We start from the raw sequence: 20,530 nt of genomic DNA on the forward strand, positions 1-20,530 counted from the left end.
AAGCCTGCCCGTTGAGCATCCGGCCTAGTGGTCAGCGCAACAAAGGGTGAACATATGTCCTGCATGCAGAAAGCTGGTCTTTTTGATTGCGACCATAGCCTCTGCCTCTTCGTCCCTGCCCCACTGCTCGGCCTGCCAGATTTCATCCAGCCGGGAAATGTCCCAGAGCTCGTCCAGTGGCCGTGCCTTTGCGGCTGCAGCAAAGCCGAGGATCAGTGATCCGGAAAGGCTCACAAGGTCGTGAAAAGCCGCTAGTTCAAAGGCTGACAATGCGTGTGTCTGCGCGCTCAGTTTCTTCAACGCATCCGGATGTTGTGGGGCATGTATCACGCCGGTCCGTGGCTCCAACCGAACGCCAAATTCTTCAGCACCCCATTCAAGCATCGGATCCCATTGTTCAGCCTGCCGCGCAACCAATCCTTCGGGCCTGTCCGCACGGTAACACAACAGATCGCTATCTCCGTATGCCGCGAGCATGTCGGCGACTTCCGCGTGCTGGGTTGCAACCTTGTCGATGGCTGCATTCGCGGTCCTTGTCGCGGGCATCAGGTGCGGTTTGATTTCGTCTTCCTGCGCGTCCCATTCGGCTGCAACAACCTCGGCCATCGGACGCGTTGGCAGGATCAGCGCCCGCTTGGCCGGCGTTTTGACCGGGCGGCCATCAAGTTTGACCGTGAAGCCGCCGTCGGCATCTTCCACGGCCGCTTCTTTCCAGAACCGTTTGGCCTTCCACTCGCTCATGCGGATACGCTCCAATTCTTATCCAAAGTGCTTTGCAAACCGCTGTAATCGTCAACAATCTGCTTGGCTTGATGTAGTCTGTCCCGATCGTGATAGCCCCAGCTGACCCCGATGCCGTGCACACCCGCGGCTGCAGCCATCTCCATGTCAAAGCTGGTATCACCGATCATCACCGTGTCCTGCGCCGCGACCCCAACGTCCGCCATCGCTTGCAGGATCATCGAAGGATGCGGTTTGGACGGGTGATGGTCAGCCACCTGCTGGGTCAGGAACATGCCTTCCAATCCATGTCCTTCAATCAATTTGTCGAGGCCACGGCGCGACTTGCCAGTCGCCACACCAAGCAAAACCTCCGGTACGGCATGCAGCGCCTGCAATGTCTCAAGGGCACCGGGATATAACGGCGAGGATTGCGCCACACCTGCTTTGGCCCGCAATTCCATGTACGCGTTCTTGTAAGCTTCAACCATTTGACGATGCGCTGAGGCAGGCAAGTTGGGCTGAAGGATTGGGAAAATCACGTCCAAAGACAGGCCGACGACGCTCAGCACGTCCTTGCGCGGAAGCATTGGCCTGTCCACTGAAGCAAACGCGGCGGCCATAGCAGCCACGATATCCCCCTGACTGTCCACCAAGGTGCCGTCGACGTCGAAGATCACCAACTTCAGCGGTGCGCTCATTGCAGCGCCTCGAAGGGGTCTTCCTCCGCCAGATCTTCGGTCCAGCCAAAGGTTTCCCAGCTCAGTGCCATATGCTCAGGCAGTTCCGCAGTCACGGTGATGATCTTGCGCGTCTCAGGATGCTCAAACCGCATCATACGTGCGTGCAAGTGGAGTTTTTTAGAGATGATCCCACCCAGTTGCGCGCCCCATCCATCGCCAAGGTTTTCTTGACCGGACCCACCATATTTGCCGTCCCCGATGATCGGATGCCCGATCTCGGCCATATGCGCGCGCAACTGGTGCGTGCGGCCCGTCACAGGCTCCATCGCGACCCATGCGGCGCGTGATGCCACACGGTAAAGCGTCGCATAAAGCGTATGCGCGCGCTTGGCTCCGGGCGTGTCATCAATATCGCGCGGATGGACGGCGATCATCTTCTCGCCCTCGCCGCCTTTGCCGTGACCGCCAGCCTTGACTAGACCGTATTTGATCTCTCCCAGATACGGGGTCGGCACGCCTGCGACGAGTGCCCAGTAAATTTTGCGCGTTTCCCGGTGCCGCATTGCCGCCGTCAGCGCCTTGGCAGCCGCGCGTGTCCGCGCCAGCAACAGAACACCTGACGTGTCCTTGTCCAACCGATGCACAAGGCGCGGCTTCTCCTCAAGGTCGAACATCAGTGCCTCAGACAAGGCGTCCACATGACGGTCCGACTGCCCTGATCCACCCTGTACGGCCAGACCGGGCGGCTTGTTCAGTGCGATCACGTGATCATCTTTGTAAATGACACAGGAACGGATCATCTTGGCATCAGCATCAGAGATATGCGTGCGCTTGGGCGGCGGCGGTGGAGCGGTATCCGGCAGCGGCGGAATGCGCACCTGCTGCCCCACTTCCAGCCGGGTTGATCCTTTGACCCGTCCGCCATCCACCCGGATTTCACCCTTGCGACACATCTTCTCAATGCGCCCCTGCGGGATTTGGGGGAACATGCGCTTGAACCAGCGATCCAGCCGCTGATCCCCGTCACCTTCCGCTACTGTAAGCGTCTGTACTTTACTCATGCGAACACACTCCGTGCCATCAGCAGGCCCAGCATCAGCGCACCAATCGACAAAATAACCGACACGGCCACATAAAGCCCTGCGGCACCGTAATCGCCCCGCTCCATCAGCGTGATGGTCTCAAGAGAAAAGGCTGAAAAGGTCGTAAACCCACCAAGAATACCCGTCATCACGAAGGGACTGAGATGCGTGAGCCCCTTATGCGCCGCAGCAACAACGAACACGCCCATCAGGAACGAACCCAAGACGTTGACCGTGATGATTGCCAATGGGAAGTCCTGCGGACCAGTCAGACGCAGCATCGCAACCCCGGAAAGGAAGCGGAGCGCGGCACCTATGGCACCACCTAAGGCAACAAGAAGGACGGTTGAAAACATTGCCGTTCTGTCACGGTTTGGAGCCGGATTGTCAAGTTGACCAGCAGATCAGCCCTGATCATCGCGCCGTGTCCGGAGTTTGCTGAAATAATCGAGACGCTTCTTCAATTCACGTTCAAAGCCGCGCTCAACCGGTGCGTAGAGCACCGGTCGCTTCATCGTTTCAGGAAAGTAGTTCTGCCCCGAAAACCCGTCTTCGGCATCATGGTCATAGGCGTAGCCTTCGCCATAGCCTTGCTCTTTCATCATTTTTGTTGGGGCGTTCAGAATATGCTTGGGTGGTGGCTCTGATCCGGTTTCCTTGGCCGCCTTCCGGGCCCCTTTGTACGCGACGTAGGCCGCATTCGATTTCGGCGCCAGGGCCAGATAGGTCACCGCCTGCGCCAGCGCCAGTTCGCCCTCGGGCGATCCAAGCCTCTCGTAGGTTTCCCATGATTGCAGACAGACGGCCTGCGCCTGCGGATCGGCCAGACCGATGTCCTCGACCGCCATCCGCGTGATCCGCCGCGCCAGATACCGCGGGTCTTCCCCGCCCTCCAGCATCCGGGCAAACCAGTAGAGTGCCGCATCCGGGTCCGATCCACGCACCGATTTGTGCAATGCCGAGATCAGGTTGTAATGCGCATCACCACTCTTGTCGTATTGGGCTGCGCGCCGCGTCAGGCGCGAACCAAGCGCGGCGGTGTCGAGCTTGCCTTCGACCTTCCATGCTGAAACCTGCTCGATCAGGTTCAAAAGAGCCCGCCCATCGCCATCCGCCATCTCAAGCAGTGCCTCGCGCGCCAGCCCATCCAACGGCAGCGCTTTGCCCAGTTCCTTTTCCGCGCGTTGCGCCAGCAATTCCAGCTCGGCAAGCGACAAACGCTCCAGAACCATGACCTGCGCGCGGCTCATGACCGCAGCATTCAATTCAAAACTGGGGTTTTCAGTCGTGGCCCCGACAAGAAGAATGGTCCCATCCTCCATGTGCGGCAGGAACCCGTCCTGCTGCGCCTTGTTGAACCGATGAATTTCGTCGACGAACAGCAACGTTCCCTGCCCGTTTTGCCGCCTGATCCTGGCCGCCTCGAACACCTTGCGCAGTTCCGGCACGCCAGAGAAAATCGCGCTGATCTGTACGAAATGCAGGTCCGTTTCATCGGCCAGCAATCGCGCGATTGTGGTCTTGCCGACCCCGGGTGGCCCCCAGAGAATAAGCGACGACAGCGTGCCAGACGAAAGCATCGTTGTCAGTGGGGCGTCGGGGCCCAGCACCTTTTGCTGCCCAATCACGTCAACCAATGCCTTGGGCCGCAAGCGGTCCGCGAGCGGGCGATGGCTGGTTTCGGACACGCGCGCGGCACCGTTGTCAAAAAGATCAGCCACCGGTCAAACCCTGAACCGCACGAAGGTGCGCTGACTGCCGCGCTGCACCACCATCTCTATTGTGCGCAGTTGACCGTCCAAAATGGTCGCGACCTCGTCGGGATGCGCAATCTCGATCCCGTTGACAGCGACGATCACATCGCCGTTGCGCAACCCGACCCTTGCGGCAAACCGGCCGGTGTCGATCACAGCAACGCCTTCTGTTTCCAGCAGCAGGTTCAGTTCGGAAATCACTGCCGGATTGACGCGCACAAGGGTCAGACCGGGCAACAAGCTGCGATTCCCCAGCACCGTTTCATCGCGCGATGGTTCATCCGGCGCCGCGATCAGGGCGACATCATTTTGCCGAACCTCCCCACGGCGCAAATACGTGACCACCGCTGCCTTGCCGAGCCCCGCGACCGACATGCGGTAAACCATCTCGGCCGGGGTGTTCACCGGCTGACCATCCACTTGCGTGATCACGTCGCCCACCTCCAGCCCCGCTGTACGAAAGGGACTAGCTGTGTGCAGACCCGACACGATGATCCCGCCGGGTCGATCCAGCCCGAGCGGCCCCGCCATGTCCGCATCAACCGGTTGCCCGCTGATCCCGGCCCATGGGCGGCCAAACACCGTCAGCCCCGCACGGGCCTGATCCACGAAAGCACGGACAAGATCGGCAGGAATGGCAAAGCCGATCCCGTTCGACCCCCCAGAGCGGGTCAGGATCGACGTATTAATGCCAATCAACCGCCCCGCCATATCAATCAGCGCGCCCCCGGAATTGCCCGGATTGATCGGTGCATCGGTCTGGATGAAATAGCCGAGACCGGAATGGTTGCCCCCTGTCCGGGACCGCGCCAGCCCCGAAACGATCCCGCTGCTGACAGTCTGACCCACGCCAAAGGGATTCCCGATAGCCAGCGCCAGCTCGCCCACCTCGACCGTCTCGCTTTCGCGCAATTCCAAGAACGGCAGCGCCTCATCCGCCTCGATCTTCAAAATCGCCAGATCAGCCTCCTCGTCCCCCAGAAGCACCCGTGCGCTGAACTCCCGCCGGTCGTTCAGGACCACGCGGATTTCCGTGGCCATGCCGACCACATGGTAATTCGACACCACGATCCCATCCTCGGACAGGATCACACCCGAGCCAAGCGAGTTCTGAACCCGGGGCCTCTCCGCGAACGGATCGCGAAAGAAACGCTCGAAAAACGGATCGCGCTGCAGGGGCGTGCGCCGCGGCTCTGACATGATCTTGGCGTATATGTTCACCACCGCGGGCGCAGCCTCACGCACCAGCGGCGCAAAGCTGAGCTGCATCTGCGCAACCGAAGTCGGTACCTGCTGGGCATGAAGCGGCAGGGCAAGAAGACATAGCAGGAAAAAAAGACGTCGCATCACCCGATCATATGCGCCCCGACCCTTTGATGCGCAACTCCCCCGCTTCATCTTTCCATTATAATTCAAACAAGACGCCACAACAAAAAGCCCCGCCAAATGGCAGGGCTTTCAACTCGCAAAATGCGAAAAATCTTATTCTGCGGCTTCTTCCGCTTCCAGACGGGCCTTGTCAGCCGCACCTTTGGCGTCGCGGTCGCGGTCCACGAATTCGATGATCGCCATAGGTGCCATGTCGCCATAGCGGAAACCCGCCTTCAGAACGCGGACATATCCGCCCTGGCGGTCCTTGTAGCGTGGGCCCAGCACGTCAAACAGCTTGGCCACATAAGCGTCCTGCTTCAGCTTTGCTGCCGCCTGACGGCGTGCGTGCAGGTCGCCGCGTTTGGCAAGTGTGATCATCTTTTCGATGATCGGACGCAGTTCTTTTGCCTTGGGCAATGTTGTCTTAATCTGCTCATGTTCAATGAGCGAGCCCGCCATGTTGGCCCAGAGCGCCTTGCGGTGCTCATGTGTGCGGTTCAGGCGGCGGTATCCACGTGCGTGACGCATATTTCTTCTCCTAATGTGCCCTCTACGGGCTGTTTTGCTTTGTCTGGCTGGCGATGCGTGTCACCAAACTCTCCTTGGGGCAGGATTGCCCGGTCGTGATGTAGGGCGGGGTGACCCCCGCCTTACGCGTTCTTAAAAGTTGTCTTCGAACTTTTTGGCAAGATCTTCGATGTTGTCCGGTGGCCAGTCCTCGACGTCCATGCCAAGGTGCAGACCCATACCCGACAGCACTTCCTTGATCTCGTTCAGGGACTTGCGGCCAAAGTTCGGCGTGCGCAGCATCTCTGCTTCGGTCTTCTGGATCAGATCGCCGATGTAGACGATGTTGTCGTTCTTCAGGCAGTTTGCCGAACGCACAGAAAGCTCCAGCTCGTCCACTTTCTTCAGCAGCAGCGGGTTGAATTCCAGACCGTCATCCTCATCGGCGCGCGATGCGGACTCAGGCTCATCGAAGTTCACGAAGATGCCCAGCTGGTCCTGCAGGATACGTGCGGCGAAGGCCACGGCGTCATCCGGCGTGATCGATCCGTCTGTCTCGACCTTCATGGTCAGCTTGTCATAGTCCAGCACCTGACCTTCGCGGGTCGGCTGCACGTCATAGCTGACTTTCTTGACCGGAGAATAGATCGCGTCGATCGGGATCAGGCCGATCGGCGCATCCTCTGGCTTGTTCTTGTCAGCAGACACATAGCCCTTGCCGGTATTCACCGTCAGTTCCATGTACACGTCCGCCCCATCGTCGAGGTGGCAGATCACGTGGTCGCGGTTCAGGATCTCGATGCCCGCGCTCTCGGAGATATCGCCAGCAGTCACAACGCCCGGACCTTTTGCGGAAATCGACAGGCGCTTGGGCCCTTCGACTTCCATGCGGATCGACACGCCCTTGAGGTTCAGAATGATGTCGGTGACATCTTCGCGTACACCGGCAACAGAAGAAAACTCGTGCAGCACGTTGTCGATCTGCACGGATGTGATCGCGGCACCTTGCAGCGAAGACATCAGCACACGGCGCAGCGCGTTGCCCATGGTCAGACCAAAACCGCGCTCAAGCGGTTCGGCTATCACAGTCGCCTGACGTGCAGGGTCATTGCCCGGCTTTACGTCCAGCTGCTGAGGTTTAATCAGTTCAGCCCAATTCTTGTGGATCATGTGTCCCTCCATCCTTGTAACAGCCGCATGTCCGTTCGGCGGTTACGCTCGAGGTTTCAAAAAAGCGGTATGGGGCCTGCATGAAAACACGCAGACCCCGGTCTTAATAATGTCGCTTAAACGCGGCGGCGCTTTGGGGGGCGGCAGCCGTTGTGAGCCATTGGCGTCACGTCGCGGATGGACGTGATGTTAAAGCCAGCAGCCGCCAGAGCGCGCAGCGCAGATTCACGGCCGGAACCGGGACCCTGCACTTCGACTTCCAGCGTCTTCACACCGTGTTCCTGCGCCTTGCGGCCCGCATCCTCTGCAGCCATCTGGGCCGCATAGGGTGTGGATTTCCGCGAGCCTTTGAAACCCATGGTGCCGGCAGACGACCATGCGATCGCGTTGCCCTGCACATCCGAGATCAGGATCTTGGTGTTGTTAAAGCTTGAGTTTACGTGCGCCACACCTGCGGCGATATTCTTGGAGACCTTACGCTTGGTCTTGCGTGCATCGCGTGCCATTTGTTCAGCCCTCCCTTATTTCTTCTTACCGGCAATGGCCTTTGCGGGGCCTTTGCGGGTGCGTGCGTTTGTGTGTGTGCGCTGCCCGCGAACAGGCAGGTTGCGGCGGTGACGCAGGCCACGGTAGCAACCAAGGTCCATCAGACGCTTGATGTTCATCTGCGTATCACGACGCAGGTCACCTTCGACGGTATAGTTTTCGTCGATATGCTCGCGGATTTTCAGAACTTCGGCGTCGGACAGTTCGTTGATACGACGGGATGCGTCGATGCCAACAGCCTCGCATATGGACTGCGCGGAAGAGTTGCCGATACCGGTGATATATGTGAGGGCGATTGGAACCCGCTTTGCAGTCGGGATGTTTACGCCGGCAATACGTGCCACGTGTGCATTTCCTTTTCGTTGCGGGTCCGTGATGCCAGACCCTTTTTTCACAACACAAGCCCGAGGCGTTGATGGCCACCGGGCTAAGGCTGATCAGGTGATCTCGCGCAGCAGGAGCGACCCGCATTGCGAATTGATTCTCAATCGAGATAGCGCTGACTATGGGGTTTTTAGCGAGGCGTCAACCCAAGCGCATCGCTTGATTGCCAGGGCTCTGGTTGTCCAATGAATTCAAGGCTGACTGTGTGACCGAACCGCGCCGTATCAGGCATCCAGAATGGCTGCGATTTCGCCACGCACTTCATCAATCGCACCAAGACCGTTGACCCGCGAAAGCATCTCTTTGGCATAGTAATAGCCAATTAGCGGCGAGGTTTGTTTGTAATAGGCCATGAGCCGGGTCTTGAGGCTTTCTTCATTGTCATCCGCACGGCGGGTGAACTGATTTTCCGCACCGCAGTTTGTGCACGTCTTGTCCGCCGGAACAGGCTGGGTGTTGTCATTGTAAACCTCACCGCACGCACCGCAGGTCGAACGCGCTGTGATCCGGTCAACCAAAGCTTCGTCATCGACACGCATCTCAATCACGGCATCAAGCGTTTGACCCTCATCCGCCATCAACTGGCCAAGCGCATCGGCCTGCTCAAGTGTGCGTGGAAAGCCGTCAAAAATGAAACCGCCCTTGTTATCACCTTCCAGCTTCTCGCGGATCAGGCCGATCACAATCTCATCCGTAACCAATTCACCACGTGCCATCACACCGGCGACCATCTTGCCCATCTCGGTGCCAGAATCTTTCGCCTCACGCAGCATATCGCCGGTGGACAATTGCACCATGTTCCGGGTTTCTACGAGGTGGCGCGCTTGCGTGCCTTTGCCAGCGCCCGGAGGCCCAAGAAGAATAATGTTCATCGACGTACGGGGCTCCGTTTCTTGCGGGTAGTTTTGCCTTTGCCCTTGCCGCGCAGCTGGGACTTTTCAAGCAGGCCTTCGTATTGGTGTGCCAGAAGGTGGCTTTGCACCTGTTGGATCGTGTCCATGGTCACGGATACAACGATCAGAACGCTTGTACCGCCGAAGTAGAACGGAATCGCGAATTGACCGCGCAGGATTTCCGGGAACACACAGACCAGCGCCAGATAACCAGACCCCAGCACCAGAACGCGGTTTACCACGTATTCAAGATACTCCGCCGTCTTCTTTCCCGGACGGATGCCAGGAACAAAACCATTCTGGCTTTTGAGATTGTCGGCGACTTCTTCTGGTTTGAAGCTTACGTTGAAGGTGTAAAAATACGCGAAGAAAACGATCATCGCGATGAAGAACAACAGATAAAGCGGCTGACCGGGGCCAAAGTTCGCCAGCAGAACTGACATAACCGGACCGGTGGAATTACCCGAAAACGTGCTGATCGTGATCGGCAGCAACAGCAGCGACGATGCAAAGATCGCCGGAATAACGCCCGATGGATTGACCTTGACCGGCAGGTGGCTTGACCCCCCGTCATACATCTTCATCCCCACCTGACGGCGCGGATACTGGATGTGGATCTTGCGCAGTGCCCGTTCCATGAAGACAACAAACATGATCGTTACCACCACCATCACCAGCACACCCACGATCACCGCAGGGCTGATCGCGCCGGACCGGCCAGAGGCAAAGAACTGCGCAATCGCGGCGGGTACTTCGGCGATAATGCCCACGAAGATGATCAGGGAAATACCATTGCCGATGCCGCGTGCGGTGATCTGCTCACCCAGCCACATCAGGAACATCGTGCCGCCGACCAAGGTGATCATGCAGGCGATGCGGAAATACATGCCCGGATCAGCCGCGATGTCGCCTGCTTCAAGCGATACCGCAAGGCCATAAGACTGCAACGTTGCAAGGGCAACCGTGCCGTAGCGGGTGTATTGGTTCAGCTTCTTGCGCCCCTGCTCACCCTCTTTCTTCAGCTGCTCCCAAGGGCCGTACATGGACCCAAGAAGCTGCACGATGATCGAGGCCGAGATATAAGGCATGATGCCAAGCGCGAAGATGCCCATCCGCCCCAGCGCACCACCGGTGAACATCGAGACCATGCCGCCGATACCCTGGCCCGCGCTGTCCATAAAGTCGCGCAGCGCCTGACCGTCGATGCCGGGTACAGGAATGAAAGTACCAAGGCGGTAGACGATCAACAGACCAAGCGTGAACAGGATGCGATTGCGCAGGTCCGTGGCCTTGCCCAGTGCGGACCAGCTTGTGTTGGCGGCCATATTTTCGACGGCTGATACCATTTTCGGGTCTCTTTTGTTGTTATGCAAACGCCGCCCGGGCTGTTTTCCAGCAGGGCGGCGTTTGGGAAAACTCGAAAGACTATGTAAGCGGGTCACAGCCCGCTCACAAGCCTTAAGGCAGGTTTACTCTGCCGCCGCCTCAGCTTTCGCTGCAACGGTCACGCTGCCGCCTGCCTTCTCGACCGCTTCGATTGCGGATTTGGAAGCGCCTGCGACGTGAAGATCTACCTTGGCAGAGATGTCGCCCTTGGCCAGCACACGAATGCCGTCCAGTTCACGACGGACCAGACCTGAGGCAACCAAAGCGGCACCATCGATCGGCTTTTTCGGGTCCAGTTTCTTGGCATCGACGAATTTCTGGATCAGGCCCAGGTTCACAACAGCGAAAGACTTGCGGTTTGGCTTATTGAAGCCACGCTTTGGCAGACGCTGGTAAAGTGGCATCTGGCCACCTTCGTAGCCGTTGATCGCCACACCTGAGCGGGATTTCTGACCTTTGATGCCACGGCCACCCATTTTACCGGTGCCGGAACCGGGACCACGACCAACGCGCTTGCGTTTCTTGGTGGCGCCTGGATTGTCAGACAGTTCATGCAGTTTCATGTCGCTTCTCCTTTTGCCGGAAATGCGCCCCAGCGACGGGAGTGCGCAAACGCGGCGTTTACAGTTAGGGCGGCCGGAATCGGGGCCACTGGGCGCGTATAGGGGATGCTAAGTCCGGGATCAAGGGCCGCGTTCCGTACCCTACAACACTGCCACAACAAGGGGCTCAGACGCGGGTACAGAACCCCAGAATCTTGCCAATGTGCAGTCTATGGCTGACCCAGACCAACAGGATAGGGCCGATCAGCCCCACCAGTGTCGCCACCAGCAGATGCACGCTCAACATCTCGACGCCAGAAGACCGTAGCGCGATACGGAATGCCGCCGAAAAGATCGTATGAGCAAGAAAGATTGGTAGGGAATACAATCCCAGAATGCGCAAAAGTGTAATTGGCACGGACGCATCTTCGGTGTTCGGATCAAGCCGAAAAGTGACGAAGCACGCCAAAACAGTCAGCAGCAGCGAGACCAAGAGTGAACCCCATGCGTACGGGGTATTGTAGATCAGCAGCGCAAATAGCACCGCGGCCGCCAAGGCAAGCCACAATGGCGGTCTTTTATGCGCGACGCCCCCAAGGGCCATGCCTGCGATAAAATAGGGAAAATGTTCGATCGCCGCCCCGAATAGTGGCGAAGGCACATAGAAAAAAGGGATCAAGAGCGTCAGCATCACGGCCGTAATCCCAAGGCACAACCGCATCTGCGCTATGTTCAACACTTCTCTGACCGCCATGAAAGCGACCAATACAATCACCTGCGCCAAAAACAGCGCCCAAAGGAACCACAGATGCTCATAGGGCGGCAACGGGATCAGAGGGAAATCAGCAAGGCTCACGGGGTGATTGGCAGCGCTCCCCGCCAGAAGCTTGATTCCGAAAAACAGCCAGGTCCAAATGGCGAGCGGCCAAAGCAGACGGCGAAAGCGGCTGGCAAAAAAGGGTCCTGCCGCCACTTTTTGAAGAACATTCAGATAGAGCAGACCAGATAGTAAGAAGAAAAGCGGCATGTGCCACGTGTAGATCAGGCTGTCGACTGTGCGAAAAAGCACCTCATCAGGCAGGAGCCCTGCATCATAACCCCCGCGCCAGGCGTGACCGAAGACAACAAGGATGATGCCGACACCCTTCGCCGTATCAATGGCATGTAGCCTACCGGAACTGCCCGCAATGCTTTTACCTGTGCAACTCACGCCAATATGTGAACTAATGAAAACCAAACGTTCTTACCAAGTCACTTCAAGTATTATTCCCGCGAAAACATAACAGGGGATCTACATACCTAATCATAATTAACAGGTGTGGCCCAAATAAGGCGAGAATTGGGCAGTTGACCAGCCTGAACCAGAGTAAGGCCATTCTGCGAAAGCAAGAACGCCCCACCGTTACCGGCAGGGCGCTAATTCTTGAAGTACATTGTCGCGTTCTGACAATGAGGGCCTGATCAGCCCTTCTCCTCCACGATCTCCACCATGTGCGAGATCGAATTAATCATGCCGCGCACGGACGGCGTATCTTCCAACTCACGCACACGATGCATTTTGTTCAGCCCCAAGCCGATCAGCGTTGCACGCTGTTTCGCAGGGCGGCGGATCGGAGAACCGATCTGCTTGATAACAATTGTCTTAGCCATGGTTTAGGCCTCCTCGGTCGCAGGTGCAGCGGGTGCATCTGTCTTGGGCAGGATGTCCGCAACCTTCTTGCCACGACGCTGTGCAACGGAACGTGGGGAAGATTCTTTCTTCAGCCCGTCCATCGTGGCGCGGATCATGTTATATGGGTTCTGCGAGCCGATGGACTTGGAAACCACGTCCTTCACACCCAGCATTTCGAACACGGCACGCATTGGACCACCAGCAATGATACCGGTACCTTCTGGTGCTGTGCGCATAACGACCTTACCGGCACCGTGACGGCCTTCCATGTCGTGGTGCAGTGTGCGGCCTTCGCGCAGCTGGACGCGGATCATCTGGCGCTTGGCCTGCTCGGTGGCCTTCCGGATCGCCTCGGGCACTTCTTTCGCTTTACCCTTGCCAAAGCCGACGCGACCTTTCTGGTCACCAACAACGACAAGCGCGGCAAAGCCAAAACGCTTACCACCCTTAACTGTTTTGGACACGCGGTTGATGGCGACCAGACGGTCGGCAAATTCCGGTGTTTCGTCACGATCGCGGCGCGGGCCGCGACGGTTTTCACGTTCTGCCATGAGAACTTCCTTCATATGGTGGGCAAGCGCCCGGTTTTCTCGATCCCAGTCAGCCGCTCTGGCTCCCGGATCATCGAGGCGGCCCCATAAGAGCCGCCTACAAGTCTTAGATCTTCAGACCGCCCTCGCGGGCCGCATCTGCAAGTGCCTTAACCTTGCCGTGGAACAGGAAACCGCCCCGGTCAAAGTAAGCTGTCTCCACACCGGCCTTCTTGGCACGCTCGGCAATCGCTGTGCCGACCTTGGTCGCCGCTTCGATGTTGTTCTTGCCGACCATACCCAGACCCTTCTCAAGCGAGGAGGCGGAGGCCACTGTCTTGCCGTTCACATCGTCGATCAGCTGGGCGCTTATGTTCTTGTTTGAACGGTGCACGCTCAGGCGCATGCGGCCTGCGTTGGTGCGGCGAAGTTTGTTCCGAACGCGCAGGCGGCGTTTGATGAACAGTTGTCTTTTGCTGTTTGCCATGTCCTTGCGTCCTTACTTCTTCTTGCCTTCTTTGCGGAAGACGAATTCACCTTTATAGCGGATGCCTTTGCCCTTGTAGGGCTCGGGCTTGCGCCATGCACGGATGTTCGCTGCGACCTGACCAACAAGCTGTTCGTCAATGCCTTCCACAACAACTTCGGTCTGCTTTGGCGCCGTTACAGTCACACCTTCAGGTGCGGTGTAATCCACGTCATGGGACAGGCCGAGGTTCAGCTTCAATGTGTTGCCCTGCATCTGGGCACGATAACCAACACCCTGAATTTCAAGTTCTTTCTTGAAACCCTCAGTGACGCCGGTGACAAGGTTGCCGACCATTGTGCGGGACATGCCCCACTGCTGGCGGGCGCGCTTGGACTTGCCGCGGGGCGTGACAGTAATCACGTTGTCCTCAACTTTGAGATCAACGTCGTCTGTCGCCTTGAAGCTGCGGATCCCCTTGGGGCCCTTCACTTCGATGGTCTGGCCGGACACGCTCGCGGTGACACCGCTGGGCAGTTCGACCGGTTTTTTACCAATACGAGACATCAGATTCTCCTTAGAATACGGTGCAGAGCACTTCACCGCCAACATTGGCGTTGCGTGCAGCAGCATCCGACATCACACCCTTGGGGGTGGAGACAATCGACACACCAAGGCCCTGACGAACCTGTGGGATGTCCTGTGCGCCCATGTAAACGCGACGACCGGGCTTTGAGACCCGCTTCAGCTCGCGAATGACAGGTTCGCCCTCGTAGTACTTGAGGCTGATCTCGATGGCGGGGTGGCCATCGGCGCCCGTCATCTTTTCATAGCCACGGATGTAGCCTTCGTCAGCCAGCACATCCAGCACCCATGCACGCAGCTTTGACGCTGGTGTTACGACGGTGGATTTGCCGCGCATCTGGCTGTTCCGGATACGGGTCAGCATATCTGCGATAGGATCGTTCATTGCTTGCCCTCCTTACCAGCTCGACTTGACCATGCCGGGGATCTGACCGGCAGAGCCGAGATCACGCAGCGCGATACGCGAGATTTTGAGTTTACGATAATAAGCGTGCGGACGGCCTGTCAGCTGGCAGCGGTTGTGCAGACGCACAGCGCTGGAGTTGCGAGGCAGTTTCGCCAGCTTCAGGGAGGCGCGGAAACGCTCTTCCATCGGCTTGCTCTCATCAGAGACGATCTCTTTCAGAGCGGCACGCTTTGCGGCGTATTTTTTGACCAGTGCTTCACGCTTCTTCTCGCGTGCGATCATGGATTTCTTAGCCATATCTCTTTCCTCCCGATCAGCTGTTGAAAGGCATGTTGAAAGCTTTCAACAGCGCCTTGGCTTCAGCGTCGGTATTCGCCGTGGTTGCGATCACGATGTCCATTCCCCAGGTCTCATCAACCTTATCAAAGTCGATCTCGGGGAACACGATGTGCTCTTTCAGGCCCATGGCATAGTTGCCACGGCCATCGAAAGACTTGCCTGAAATGCCGCGGAAGTCGCGGATACGAGGCATTGCAATCGTGATCAGACGGTCGAGGAATTCATACATACGCTCACCGCGCAGGGTCACTTTCGCACCCAGCGGCATGTCTTCACGTACGCGGAAGCCCGCGATGGATTTCTTGGCCACGGTGGTCATTGCTTTCTGGCCTGCAATCGCGGTCAGGTCTTCCTGAGCGGATTTGGCTTTCTTGCTGTCACGCACGGCTTCGGCACCACAACCGATGTTCAACACGATCTTGTCAAGACGTGGGATCATCATGTCGTTCTTGTAACCGAACTCTTCTTTCATCTTGGCGCGTACTTCGTCGCGATAGACAGTCAGAAGGCGGGGTGTGTATTTAGCAGTATCAAGCATCGATCACGTCCCCCGTGGTTTTGGCAAAGCGGACTTTCTTGTCGCCTTCCATCTTGAAACCCACGCGTGTCGCTTTGCCGTTGGCATCCACGATAGCGAGGTTGCTCAGGTCAATCGGCATCGCCTTGGGGATACGACCGCCCTGGCTTTCCTGGGACTGACGGGTGGCGCGGATGGCAATATTGATGCCTTCCACGATGGCCTTGCCGGACTTTGGATCAACAGACGTGATGCTGCCTGTCTTGCCTTTGTCCTTGCCGGCCAGAACGATGACCTTGTCACCTTTGCGAAGTTTAGCAGCCATTACAGCACCTCCGGCGCAAGCGAGATAATCTTCATGAAGTTCTTGCCGCGCAGTTCGCGCACAACTGGTCCAAAGATACGTGTACCGATGGGCTCATTGTTGTTGTTCAGGATAACTGCGGCGTTTCGATCAAAGCGGATGGCGGTGCCATCTTCGCGACGAACTTCTTTTGCCGTGCGAACGACAACGGCCTTGCGGACGTCGCCCTTTTTCACACGACCGCGCGGGATGGCTTCCTTGACCGAGACGACGATGATGTCGCCAACGGACGCGTACTTACGCTTGGAACCACCCAGTACCTTGATGCACTGAACACGGCGTGCGCCGCTGTTGTCAGCAACATCCAGGTTGGTCTGCATCTGGATCATTTGGTTTCTCCCGACCTTTGGGGGGCGATGCGTGCCTGATCCCCAGGGTTTCGATTAATAGTCATGCGAAGCCCCGCCTGCCTTGCGGCGGACGGGGTGAAGTACTTTAGGCTTCCGCCGTCAGCACTTCCCAACGCTTGGTCTTGGACTTTGGTGCACATTCGATAATGCGGACAGAATCCCCAACCTTGAATGCGTTGTTCTCATCGTGCGCCCGGTATTTCTTGGACTTACGGATGGTCTTCTTGAGAACCGGATGCGTAAAGCGGCGCTCTACGGAAACGGTAACGGTCTGTGCATTGGCGTCCGATGTGACGGTGCCTGTCAGAATACGCTTTGGCATGGATCAGGCTCCTTCGGATGCTGCTGCGGCAGCTTTTTGGTTCAACACTGTGTGCACACGGGCCACGTCACGCTTCACGCTGCGCAGACGCGCAGGGTTCTCAAGCTGACCTGTGGCCTGCTGGAAACGCAGGTTGAAGGCTTCTTTTTTCAGGGTCACAAGTTCGTCGCGGAGCTGGTCCGGCGTCTTGTCATGCAGTTCTTTGGCGTTCATTGACGCTATCCTTTTCAACATCACCAGCGAGCCCCAAAGGGGTGACCCGTGATTCTGGTGGAGTGGGTTCGAAGTGCGCCGTATAGGAGGGTTTGCTATGTGGTGCAACCCCCTTGGGCGATAAGCCTGCAAAAGCCCTGACAGCACGCAGACGTACCACAAAATATGGGGTACAATGTGTTTTTTACAGATCACCACGGAACCCGCCATGCTCTTGCGCCTTCTCACCGCACTGTGCTTTCTAAGCTCTACCGCCAGCGCCGATGTCTGGTCCTTCGCGACGCCGTCTGGAAACATCGAATGCTGGGTCGGCGAAGACTTCAACGGCTCTGACATCTCCTGTACCATATTCGATCGCAGCAAACCCGCTGCCGTCCCCCAGCTTCAGACCTGCCCGCTTCATCGCGGCATCACCGTCAAGATGCTGGACCGGGGATATGTCGAGGCGAGCTGCACCCCGGCAGGAGACAGGCCATCGGGCGGACAAAGCGTGGCAGATTACGGCGTCACCGGCACCTTTGGCGGTTTTGCCTGCCATTCCTCAACCCGCGGGCTCGAGTGCCGGAACGAAGACGGACACGGCTTCTTTCTCTCCCGCGCCGTTCAACGGGTCTTTTGAGCACATTTCCATCTCGCGTCCTGCACGCGTCTGCGCTAAAGCGGAAACATGCCAAAGATCAAAAAACTCTTCGTCACCCCGCTCTATCACGCAGCCCTGTCAGACATCGGCGGCAGCATCGATCCAGATGAACTTGAAGCCTCCTGCTATGCCATCGCCGAAGACGACGAGGCTGGCCAGCAATGGTCAGAGGAAAACGGCTATCCCGGCTACACCTCATACGCGTCGCTAACCGACCTCGGATGGCGTTCCCCGATATTCGCGGACCTGATCAAGCTGCTGGACGCGCATGTCGCCGCCTTCGCCCGTGACCTCGCCTTTGACCTTGATGGCAAGGAACTGAAGCTCGAGGACATCTGGATCAACATCCTGCCCGAAGGCGGCATCCACACCGGACATATCCATCCCCACTCGGTCATCTCCGGCACCACCTACGTGGCTCTGCCCGACGGCTCCGCCTCGATCAAGTTCGAAGACCCACGCCTGCCGATGATGATGGCAGCACCCGGCCGGACCAAGGACGCCCCCGAGGAGCTGCGCCAGTTCGCCTATGTTGCGCCCAAGGTGGGCGATGTCCTGTTATGGGAAAGCTGGCTGCGCCACGAGGTGCCGATGAACATGTCCGAAGACGACCGCCTGTCTGTCAGCTTCAACTACGCTTGGACCTGACCACAGCTCTCACAAGGATTTTCGCGATGCCTCACACCCTCGACCTGATCCTCGACGATGGCAGGGAGGAGACCCGCCTCACCTTCACCCCGCAACGCTTCATCGTCGCCGGCTGGACCGGCCGCGACAAGGTGGCGATGGAACATCACATGGCCGAGCTTGAAGCCATCGGCATCAAGCGCCCCACATCCACCCCGGTCTTCTACCGCAATTCGGTCACTCGCCTGACGACTACTGACCTCCTCCAAACCCCCGGCCCCGGCTCTTCGGGCGAGGTGGAGTTCGTGCTTTTCAACATCGACGGCGCGATCTGGGTCGGCGTCGGATCAGATCACACCGACCGGGACGTAGAGGCCTACAACATCACCGTCTCCAAACAGATGTGCGACAAGCCCATTTGCAAGCGTCTCTGGCCTCTGGACAGTCTGTCGGACAACTGGGACACGCTGAAGGTAGAAAGCCGCGCGGTGATCGACGATGCCGAAGTCGTCTACCAACAAGGCACCGTCGCCGCCATGCTCGCCCCCTTGCACCTCATCGCGGCATTCGAGGCGGAGACCGGGACAAGCTTTGGTCCCGGCGACGTGATGATGGGCGGCACTCTAACCGCGATTGGCGGGGTGCGGGCGGCCGCCCGGTTCAGCTTTTCACTGACAGATCCGCAGACAGGTGCGCGGTTGGCGCATGGGTATGATGTCGAGGTGCTTGAGAACGTGGGCTGAGCGCCTGACCCAAGCCTGCATACTGCAGTCATTCCATCAGAGTGATCGCTGCCCGAACGCAGAGCGTCAAAAAGCTACTTCGCCTTCTTCGCCGCCTTTTCTTCTTTGGTCAGCTTGTTGCCCCAGACATTGTTGCTGATCCCCATACTGTCAGGCATCGGCTTGGTCTTGCCCTTGCTGATACTGCCACCGTTATCAAGAAACTCCTGGATCAACGCGTCATCCGTGGTCGGCTTGGGAACCTGCTTCATGGTTGTTTCCTTCAGGGCTGGGGGTCGGGGCGTGAAGCTATCGTAGGGAAGGATGCGCTATATAGCCAGGGATATGGACTGGAATGACCGGATAGCGGGACGAAGCAGACAATGGAGTGAGGAACTCCTTGTTTTTCTTTTATCCGATACGTGACACGCTTCAAGAAAAGACTAATCACTTCAGGTCCGTCAATTTTGATCCCCAAGGCTTTTGGGAAAATTGTGAACATTGTTTACAAAATGACTTGCGCAAAAGAAGTTTACTCACTACGAATTGTGAACATTGTTCACGAAAGGATGATAAACCATGACTATTTGCCTCACTGGTCTGTCTTTGATTGCCATCGTATGTGCTGTCCTCTCGTTTGCAGGCCAAAGCGGACAGCATTCTGCGAAAGCTGCCGGTCATAGCAGTCAAGCAGCAAGTCACGGCTCTGCAGCCCTTGCCACCGGCACGGCCGCAGTCGTTGCGGTCCCCATTGTTGTATTTGGAGCCGGTCTCGCGATTTCCGGCGCGGCGATTGCAGATGTCGGCGTTGGCCGCGTCGCGCTTGGCAATGACCTGTCCCGCGTCGGGACCGGCCAACCGGTCTTGCAGCAGGGCATAACGCCAGATCCTGTCCCCACCCTCGATTGATCTGCATTCCAAGGAGAACGCTATGAAACGTCTATTTTCCTTCGTGTTGTTCGTGTGGATTACCCTGTTACCCTCCGTTTCGTTTGCTGGTAGCAGCGAGGCTGGCAAAGCGAAGCTTCCTGCGGCCGAGGTCGCAGCATTCGCCAACCGGGTTCAACAGGACCTTGCGGCGCGCGGTGCACATGTCGCCATCGTTTCACGGGTTGGGCGCGACCCGCGGCAACTGCCCTCCGGCGTCAACTATACGCATGTCAGCTTTTGGGTGTACTCGCACATCAAGCACGCTGATGGCAGAACCGGTCGCGGATATCGGGTCTACAACCTCTACCAGAAGAACGACAACCAAACGCGCAGCCACCTCGTGCAGGACAGCCCGGCGGATTTCTTTTCCGGCGCGCACAAGCTGGATGCGGGCGTCATCATCCCAGACGTCAGGCTACAGAAAAAGCTTTTGAAAGTGATCGCCAGCCCAACCTATGCGGCCTTGCATAATGCAAGCTACTCCGTGCTTGCCAACCCAAACACGAACCAGTTTCAAAACTGCACAGAGCACACGCTGGATGTTCTCTTTGCAAGCCTTTACGACACGAAAAATGTCAACCAGATCAAGGCGAACATGGCGGCGCATTTCCAGCCACAAGTTATCCGCATCGGTGGTTTCAAACGATTGCTGGCTCCTGCAGTCTCGCAAGCGCTGACAACTGCGGATCATGACGAAAAGATCGCAACCGCGACATTTGGGGCCATTGCGCGCTTTATGGAGACAAACAAACTTGCAAAGGTCATTTACAGGATTGACCCTGCAAGGGCTATCAGCTTCTAGAGATTGG

Annotated in this window: 31 protein-coding genes; 5 read left to right on the top strand and 26 right to left on the bottom strand. The window is 57.6% G+C overall.

All coding sequences use genetic code 11. The features are described from left to right. Positions 1–24 precede the first annotated feature (24 nt). The 25 genes from GV827_RS11020 to rpmC form a co-directional block, all read right to left on the bottom strand. Positions 25–741: an ATP12 family chaperone protein gene (locus GV827_RS11020; protein WP_164353868.1), complete on the bottom strand. Its 717-nt coding sequence runs from the start codon at positions 739–741 to the stop codon at positions 25–27. After that, entirely contained in the window at positions 738–1,421 is a 684-nt protein-coding gene (locus GV827_RS11025) for an HAD-IA family hydrolase (RefSeq protein WP_164353869.1), read from the bottom strand. The genes GV827_RS11020 and GV827_RS11025 overlap by 4 nt, the downstream gene beginning before the upstream one ends. Continuing rightward, positions 1,418–2,464 (bottom strand): RluA family pseudouridine synthase, encoded by a 1,047-nt coding sequence (locus GV827_RS11030; protein ID WP_164353870.1) that lies wholly within the window; start codon positions 2,462–2,464, stop codon positions 1,418–1,420. The genes GV827_RS11025 and GV827_RS11030 overlap by 4 nt, the downstream gene beginning before the upstream one ends. After that, positions 2,461–2,841 (bottom strand): fluoride efflux transporter CrcB, encoded by a 381-nt coding sequence (gene crcB, locus GV827_RS11035; RefSeq protein WP_164353871.1) that lies wholly within the window; start codon positions 2,839–2,841, stop codon positions 2,461–2,463. The genes GV827_RS11030 and crcB overlap by 4 nt, the downstream gene beginning before the upstream one ends. A gap of 48 nt (positions 2,842–2,889) precedes the next feature. After that, positions 2,890–4,206: a replication-associated recombination protein A gene (locus GV827_RS11040; protein WP_164353872.1), complete on the bottom strand. Its 1,317-nt coding sequence runs from the start codon at positions 4,204–4,206 to the stop codon at positions 2,890–2,892. A 3-nt stretch (positions 4,207–4,209) separates the two neighbouring features. Next, positions 4,210–5,586, bottom strand: coding sequence for a trypsin-like peptidase domain-containing protein (locus GV827_RS11045; protein ID WP_164353873.1), 1,377 nt, complete (start codon positions 5,584–5,586; stop codon positions 4,210–4,212). A gap of 135 nt (positions 5,587–5,721) precedes the next feature. After that, complete coding sequence (gene rplQ / locus GV827_RS11050) at positions 5,722–6,138, bottom strand: 50S ribosomal protein L17 (protein ID WP_164353874.1); 417 nt, start codon at positions 6,136–6,138, stop codon at positions 5,722–5,724. Between the two features lie 132 nt (positions 6,139–6,270). Continuing rightward, complete coding sequence (locus GV827_RS11055) at positions 6,271–7,287, bottom strand: DNA-directed RNA polymerase subunit alpha (protein WP_164353875.1); 1,017 nt, start codon at positions 7,285–7,287, stop codon at positions 6,271–6,273. 116 nt (positions 7,288–7,403) lie between these two features. Further along, entirely contained in the window at positions 7,404–7,793 is a 390-nt protein-coding gene (gene rpsK, locus GV827_RS11060; RefSeq protein ID WP_164353876.1) for a 30S ribosomal protein S11, read from the bottom strand. 15 nt (positions 7,794–7,808) lie between these two features. Further along, complete coding sequence (rpsM, locus tag GV827_RS11065; protein ID WP_164353877.1) at positions 7,809–8,177, bottom strand: 30S ribosomal protein S13; 369 nt, start codon at positions 8,175–8,177, stop codon at positions 7,809–7,811. Between the two features lie 264 nt (positions 8,178–8,441). Beyond that, positions 8,442–9,089, bottom strand: coding sequence for an adenylate kinase (locus GV827_RS11070; protein ID WP_164353878.1), 648 nt, complete (start codon positions 9,087–9,089; stop codon positions 8,442–8,444). Further along, positions 9,086–10,456 carry a preprotein translocase subunit SecY gene (secY, locus tag GV827_RS11075; RefSeq protein ID WP_164353879.1) on the bottom strand — a complete coding sequence of 457 codons (1,371 nt, stop codon included), beginning with the start codon at positions 10,454–10,456 and terminating at the stop codon, positions 9,086–9,088. Before secY ends, GV827_RS11070 begins: the two co-directional genes overlap by 4 nt. A 123-nt stretch (positions 10,457–10,579) precedes the next feature. Next, the gene (gene rplO / locus GV827_RS11080; RefSeq protein WP_164353880.1) at positions 10,580–11,059 is read right to left on the bottom strand and encodes a 50S ribosomal protein L15; all 480 of its coding nucleotides are present in this window, start codon (positions 11,057–11,059) and stop codon (positions 10,580–10,582) included. 166 nt (positions 11,060–11,225) lie between these two features. Continuing rightward, positions 11,226–12,248: an acyltransferase family protein gene (locus GV827_RS11085; protein ID WP_164353881.1), complete on the bottom strand. Its 1,023-nt coding sequence runs from the start codon at positions 12,246–12,248 to the stop codon at positions 11,226–11,228. Between the two features lie 251 nt (positions 12,249–12,499). Further along, entirely contained in the window at positions 12,500–12,688 is a 189-nt protein-coding gene (rpmD, locus tag GV827_RS11090) for a 50S ribosomal protein L30 (RefSeq protein WP_164353882.1), read from the bottom strand. Between the two features lie 3 nt (positions 12,689–12,691). Continuing rightward, the gene (rpsE, locus tag GV827_RS11095) at positions 12,692–13,261 is read right to left on the bottom strand and encodes a 30S ribosomal protein S5 (protein WP_164353883.1); all 570 of its coding nucleotides are present in this window, start codon (positions 13,259–13,261) and stop codon (positions 12,692–12,694) included. A 106-nt stretch (positions 13,262–13,367) separates the two neighbouring features. After that, positions 13,368–13,727 carry a 50S ribosomal protein L18 gene (rplR, locus tag GV827_RS11100; RefSeq protein WP_164353884.1) on the bottom strand — a complete coding sequence of 120 codons (360 nt, stop codon included), beginning with the start codon at positions 13,725–13,727 and terminating at the stop codon, positions 13,368–13,370. Between the two features lie 12 nt (positions 13,728–13,739). Further along, positions 13,740–14,273 carry a 50S ribosomal protein L6 gene (gene rplF, locus GV827_RS11105; protein ID WP_164353885.1) on the bottom strand — a complete coding sequence of 178 codons (534 nt, stop codon included), beginning with the start codon at positions 14,271–14,273 and terminating at the stop codon, positions 13,740–13,742. Positions 14,274–14,283: 10 nt separating this feature from the next. Beyond that, complete coding sequence (rpsH, locus tag GV827_RS11110) at positions 14,284–14,676, bottom strand: 30S ribosomal protein S8 (protein ID WP_164353886.1); 393 nt, start codon at positions 14,674–14,676, stop codon at positions 14,284–14,286. A 12-nt stretch (positions 14,677–14,688) separates the two neighbouring features. Beyond that, complete coding sequence (rpsN, locus tag GV827_RS11115) at positions 14,689–14,994, bottom strand: 30S ribosomal protein S14 (protein WP_025048084.1); 306 nt, start codon at positions 14,992–14,994, stop codon at positions 14,689–14,691. Positions 14,995–15,010: 16 nt separating this feature from the next. Then, positions 15,011–15,574 carry a 50S ribosomal protein L5 gene (gene rplE / locus GV827_RS11120; protein WP_164353887.1) on the bottom strand — a complete coding sequence of 188 codons (564 nt, stop codon included), beginning with the start codon at positions 15,572–15,574 and terminating at the stop codon, positions 15,011–15,013. Then, positions 15,567–15,878: a 50S ribosomal protein L24 gene (gene rplX, locus GV827_RS11125; protein WP_164353888.1), complete on the bottom strand. Its 312-nt coding sequence runs from the start codon at positions 15,876–15,878 to the stop codon at positions 15,567–15,569. The genes rplE and rplX overlap by 8 nt, the downstream gene beginning before the upstream one ends. Continuing rightward, complete coding sequence (gene rplN, locus GV827_RS11130) at positions 15,878–16,246, bottom strand: 50S ribosomal protein L14 (RefSeq protein ID WP_039523372.1); 369 nt, start codon at positions 16,244–16,246, stop codon at positions 15,878–15,880. The genes rplX and rplN overlap by 1 nt, the downstream gene beginning before the upstream one ends. 106 nt (positions 16,247–16,352) lie before the next feature. Continuing rightward, positions 16,353–16,589, bottom strand: coding sequence for a 30S ribosomal protein S17 (gene rpsQ / locus GV827_RS11135; RefSeq protein WP_164353889.1), 237 nt, complete (start codon positions 16,587–16,589; stop codon positions 16,353–16,355). 3 nt (positions 16,590–16,592) lie between these two features. Further along, positions 16,593–16,802 (bottom strand): 50S ribosomal protein L29, encoded by a 210-nt coding sequence (rpmC, locus tag GV827_RS11140; RefSeq protein WP_164353890.1) that lies wholly within the window; start codon positions 16,800–16,802, stop codon positions 16,593–16,595. A 208-nt stretch (positions 16,803–17,010) separates the two neighbouring features. On the opposite strand from rpmC, the gene GV827_RS11145 reads away from it, so the two are divergent. Genes GV827_RS11145 through GV827_RS11155 form a run of 3 tightly spaced genes read left to right on the top strand, consistent with a single transcriptional unit; the run spans position 17,011 to position 18,812 of the window. After that, the gene (locus GV827_RS11145) at positions 17,011–17,421 is read left to right on the top strand and encodes a DUF6636 domain-containing protein (RefSeq protein WP_164353891.1); all 411 of its coding nucleotides are present in this window, start codon (positions 17,011–17,013) and stop codon (positions 17,419–17,421) included. 48 nt (positions 17,422–17,469) lie between these two features. Continuing rightward, complete coding sequence (locus tag GV827_RS11150; RefSeq protein WP_164353892.1) at positions 17,470–18,090, top strand: 2OG-Fe(II) oxygenase family protein; 621 nt, start codon at positions 17,470–17,472, stop codon at positions 18,088–18,090. 26 nt (positions 18,091–18,116) lie between these two features. Next, positions 18,117–18,812, top strand: a complete 696-nt coding sequence (locus tag GV827_RS11155; RefSeq protein ID WP_164353893.1) for a DUF2848 domain-containing protein — start codon at positions 18,117–18,119, stop codon at positions 18,810–18,812. Between the two features lie 74 nt (positions 18,813–18,886). Here the strand turns inward: GV827_RS11155 and GV827_RS23385 are convergent, their stop codons facing one another. Further along, complete coding sequence (locus GV827_RS23385; RefSeq protein WP_204325844.1) at positions 18,887–19,063, bottom strand: hypothetical protein; 177 nt, start codon at positions 19,061–19,063, stop codon at positions 18,887–18,889. Positions 19,064–19,370: 307 nt separating this feature from the next. Here GV827_RS23385 and GV827_RS11160 point away from each other — a divergent pair, with 307 nt between their 5' ends. Together GV827_RS11160 and GV827_RS11165 are read left to right on the top strand one after the other, a co-directional pair. Further along, complete coding sequence (locus GV827_RS11160; RefSeq protein ID WP_164353894.1) at positions 19,371–19,700, top strand: hypothetical protein; 330 nt, start codon at positions 19,371–19,373, stop codon at positions 19,698–19,700. 22 nt (positions 19,701–19,722) lie between these two features. After that, positions 19,723–20,523: a DUF2145 domain-containing protein gene (locus GV827_RS11165; RefSeq protein WP_164353895.1), complete on the top strand. Its 801-nt coding sequence runs from the start codon at positions 19,723–19,725 to the stop codon at positions 20,521–20,523. Positions 20,524–20,530 lie beyond the last annotated feature (7 nt).

Origin of the sequence: Sulfitobacter sediminilitoris, from assembly GCF_010667575.1 — a bacterium.
GTDB lineage: Bacteria > Pseudomonadota > Alphaproteobacteria > Rhodobacterales > Rhodobacteraceae > Sulfitobacter > Sulfitobacter sediminilitoris.

Coding starts and splice junctions, on each gene's coding strand:
- secY (WP_164353879.1), bottom strand. CDS start 10,456: ATGGTATCAGCCGTCGAAAATATGGCCGCCAACACAAGCTGGTCCGCA.
- GV827_RS11025 (WP_164353869.1), bottom strand. CDS start 1,421: ATGAGCGCACCGCTGAAGTTGGTGATCTTCGACGTCGACGGCACCTTG.
- rplN (WP_039523372.1), bottom strand. CDS start 16,246: ATGATCCAGATGCAGACCAACCTGGATGTTGCTGACAACAGCGGCGCA.
- GV827_RS11020 (WP_164353868.1), bottom strand. CDS start 741: ATGAGCGAGTGGAAGGCCAAACGGTTCTGGAAAGAAGCGGCCGTGGAA.
- rplO (WP_164353880.1), bottom strand. CDS start 11,059: ATGAAACTGCATGAACTGTCTGACAATCCAGGCGCCACCAAGAAACGC.
- GV827_RS11155 (WP_164353893.1), top strand. CDS start 18,117: ATGCCTCACACCCTCGACCTGATCCTCGACGATGGCAGGGAGGAGACC.
- GV827_RS11055 (WP_164353875.1), bottom strand. CDS start 7,287: ATGATCCACAAGAATTGGGCTGAACTGATTAAACCTCAGCAGCTGGAC.
- rplX (WP_164353888.1), bottom strand. CDS start 15,878: ATGGCTGCTAAACTTCGCAAAGGTGACAAGGTCATCGTTCTGGCCGGC.
- rpsN (WP_025048084.1), bottom strand. CDS start 14,994: ATGGCTAAGAAATCCATGATCGCACGCGAGAAGAAGCGTGAAGCACTG.
- GV827_RS11160 (WP_164353894.1), top strand. CDS start 19,371: ATGACTATTTGCCTCACTGGTCTGTCTTTGATTGCCATCGTATGTGCT.
- rpmC (WP_164353890.1), bottom strand. CDS start 16,802: ATGAACGCCAAAGAACTGCATGACAAGACGCCGGACCAGCTCCGCGAC.
- rplR (WP_164353884.1), bottom strand. CDS start 13,727: ATGGCAAACAGCAAAAGACAACTGTTCATCAAACGCCGCCTGCGCGTT.
- GV827_RS23385 (WP_204325844.1), bottom strand. CDS start 19,063: ATGAAGCAGGTTCCCAAGCCGACCACGGATGACGCGTTGATCCAGGAG.
- rpsK (WP_164353876.1), bottom strand. CDS start 7,793: ATGGCACGCGATGCACGCAAGACCAAGCGTAAGGTCTCCAAGAATATC.
- GV827_RS11145 (WP_164353891.1), top strand. CDS start 17,011: ATGCTCTTGCGCCTTCTCACCGCACTGTGCTTTCTAAGCTCTACCGCC.
- GV827_RS11045 (WP_164353873.1), bottom strand. CDS start 5,586: ATGCGACGTCTTTTTTTCCTGCTATGTCTTCTTGCCCTGCCGCTTCAT.
- GV827_RS11150 (WP_164353892.1), top strand. CDS start 17,470: ATGCCAAAGATCAAAAAACTCTTCGTCACCCCGCTCTATCACGCAGCC.
- GV827_RS11165 (WP_164353895.1), top strand. CDS start 19,723: ATGAAACGTCTATTTTCCTTCGTGTTGTTCGTGTGGATTACCCTGTTA.
- rpsH (WP_164353886.1), bottom strand. CDS start 14,676: ATGAACGATCCTATCGCAGATATGCTGACCCGTATCCGGAACAGCCAG.
- rplE (WP_164353887.1), bottom strand. CDS start 15,574: ATGCTTGATACTGCTAAATACACACCCCGCCTTCTGACTGTCTATCGC.
- crcB (WP_164353871.1), bottom strand. CDS start 2,841: ATGTTTTCAACCGTCCTTCTTGTTGCCTTAGGTGGTGCCATAGGTGCC.
- GV827_RS11030 (WP_164353870.1), bottom strand. CDS start 2,464: ATGAGTAAAGTACAGACGCTTACAGTAGCGGAAGGTGACGGGGATCAG.
- rplQ (WP_164353874.1), bottom strand. CDS start 6,138: ATGCGTCACGCACGTGGATACCGCCGCCTGAACCGCACACATGAGCAC.
- rplF (WP_164353885.1), bottom strand. CDS start 14,273: ATGTCTCGTATTGGTAAAAAACCGGTCGAACTGCCCAGCGGTGTCACC.
- rpsE (WP_164353883.1), bottom strand. CDS start 13,261: ATGGCAGAACGTGAAAACCGTCGCGGCCCGCGCCGCGATCGTGACGAA.
- rpmD (WP_164353882.1), bottom strand. CDS start 12,688: ATGGCTAAGACAATTGTTATCAAGCAGATCGGTTCTCCGATCCGCCGC.
- rpsQ (WP_164353889.1), bottom strand. CDS start 16,589: ATGCCAAAGCGTATTCTGACAGGCACCGTCACATCGGACGCCAATGCA.
- GV827_RS11070 (WP_164353878.1), bottom strand. CDS start 9,089: ATGAACATTATTCTTCTTGGGCCTCCGGGCGCTGGCAAAGGCACGCAA.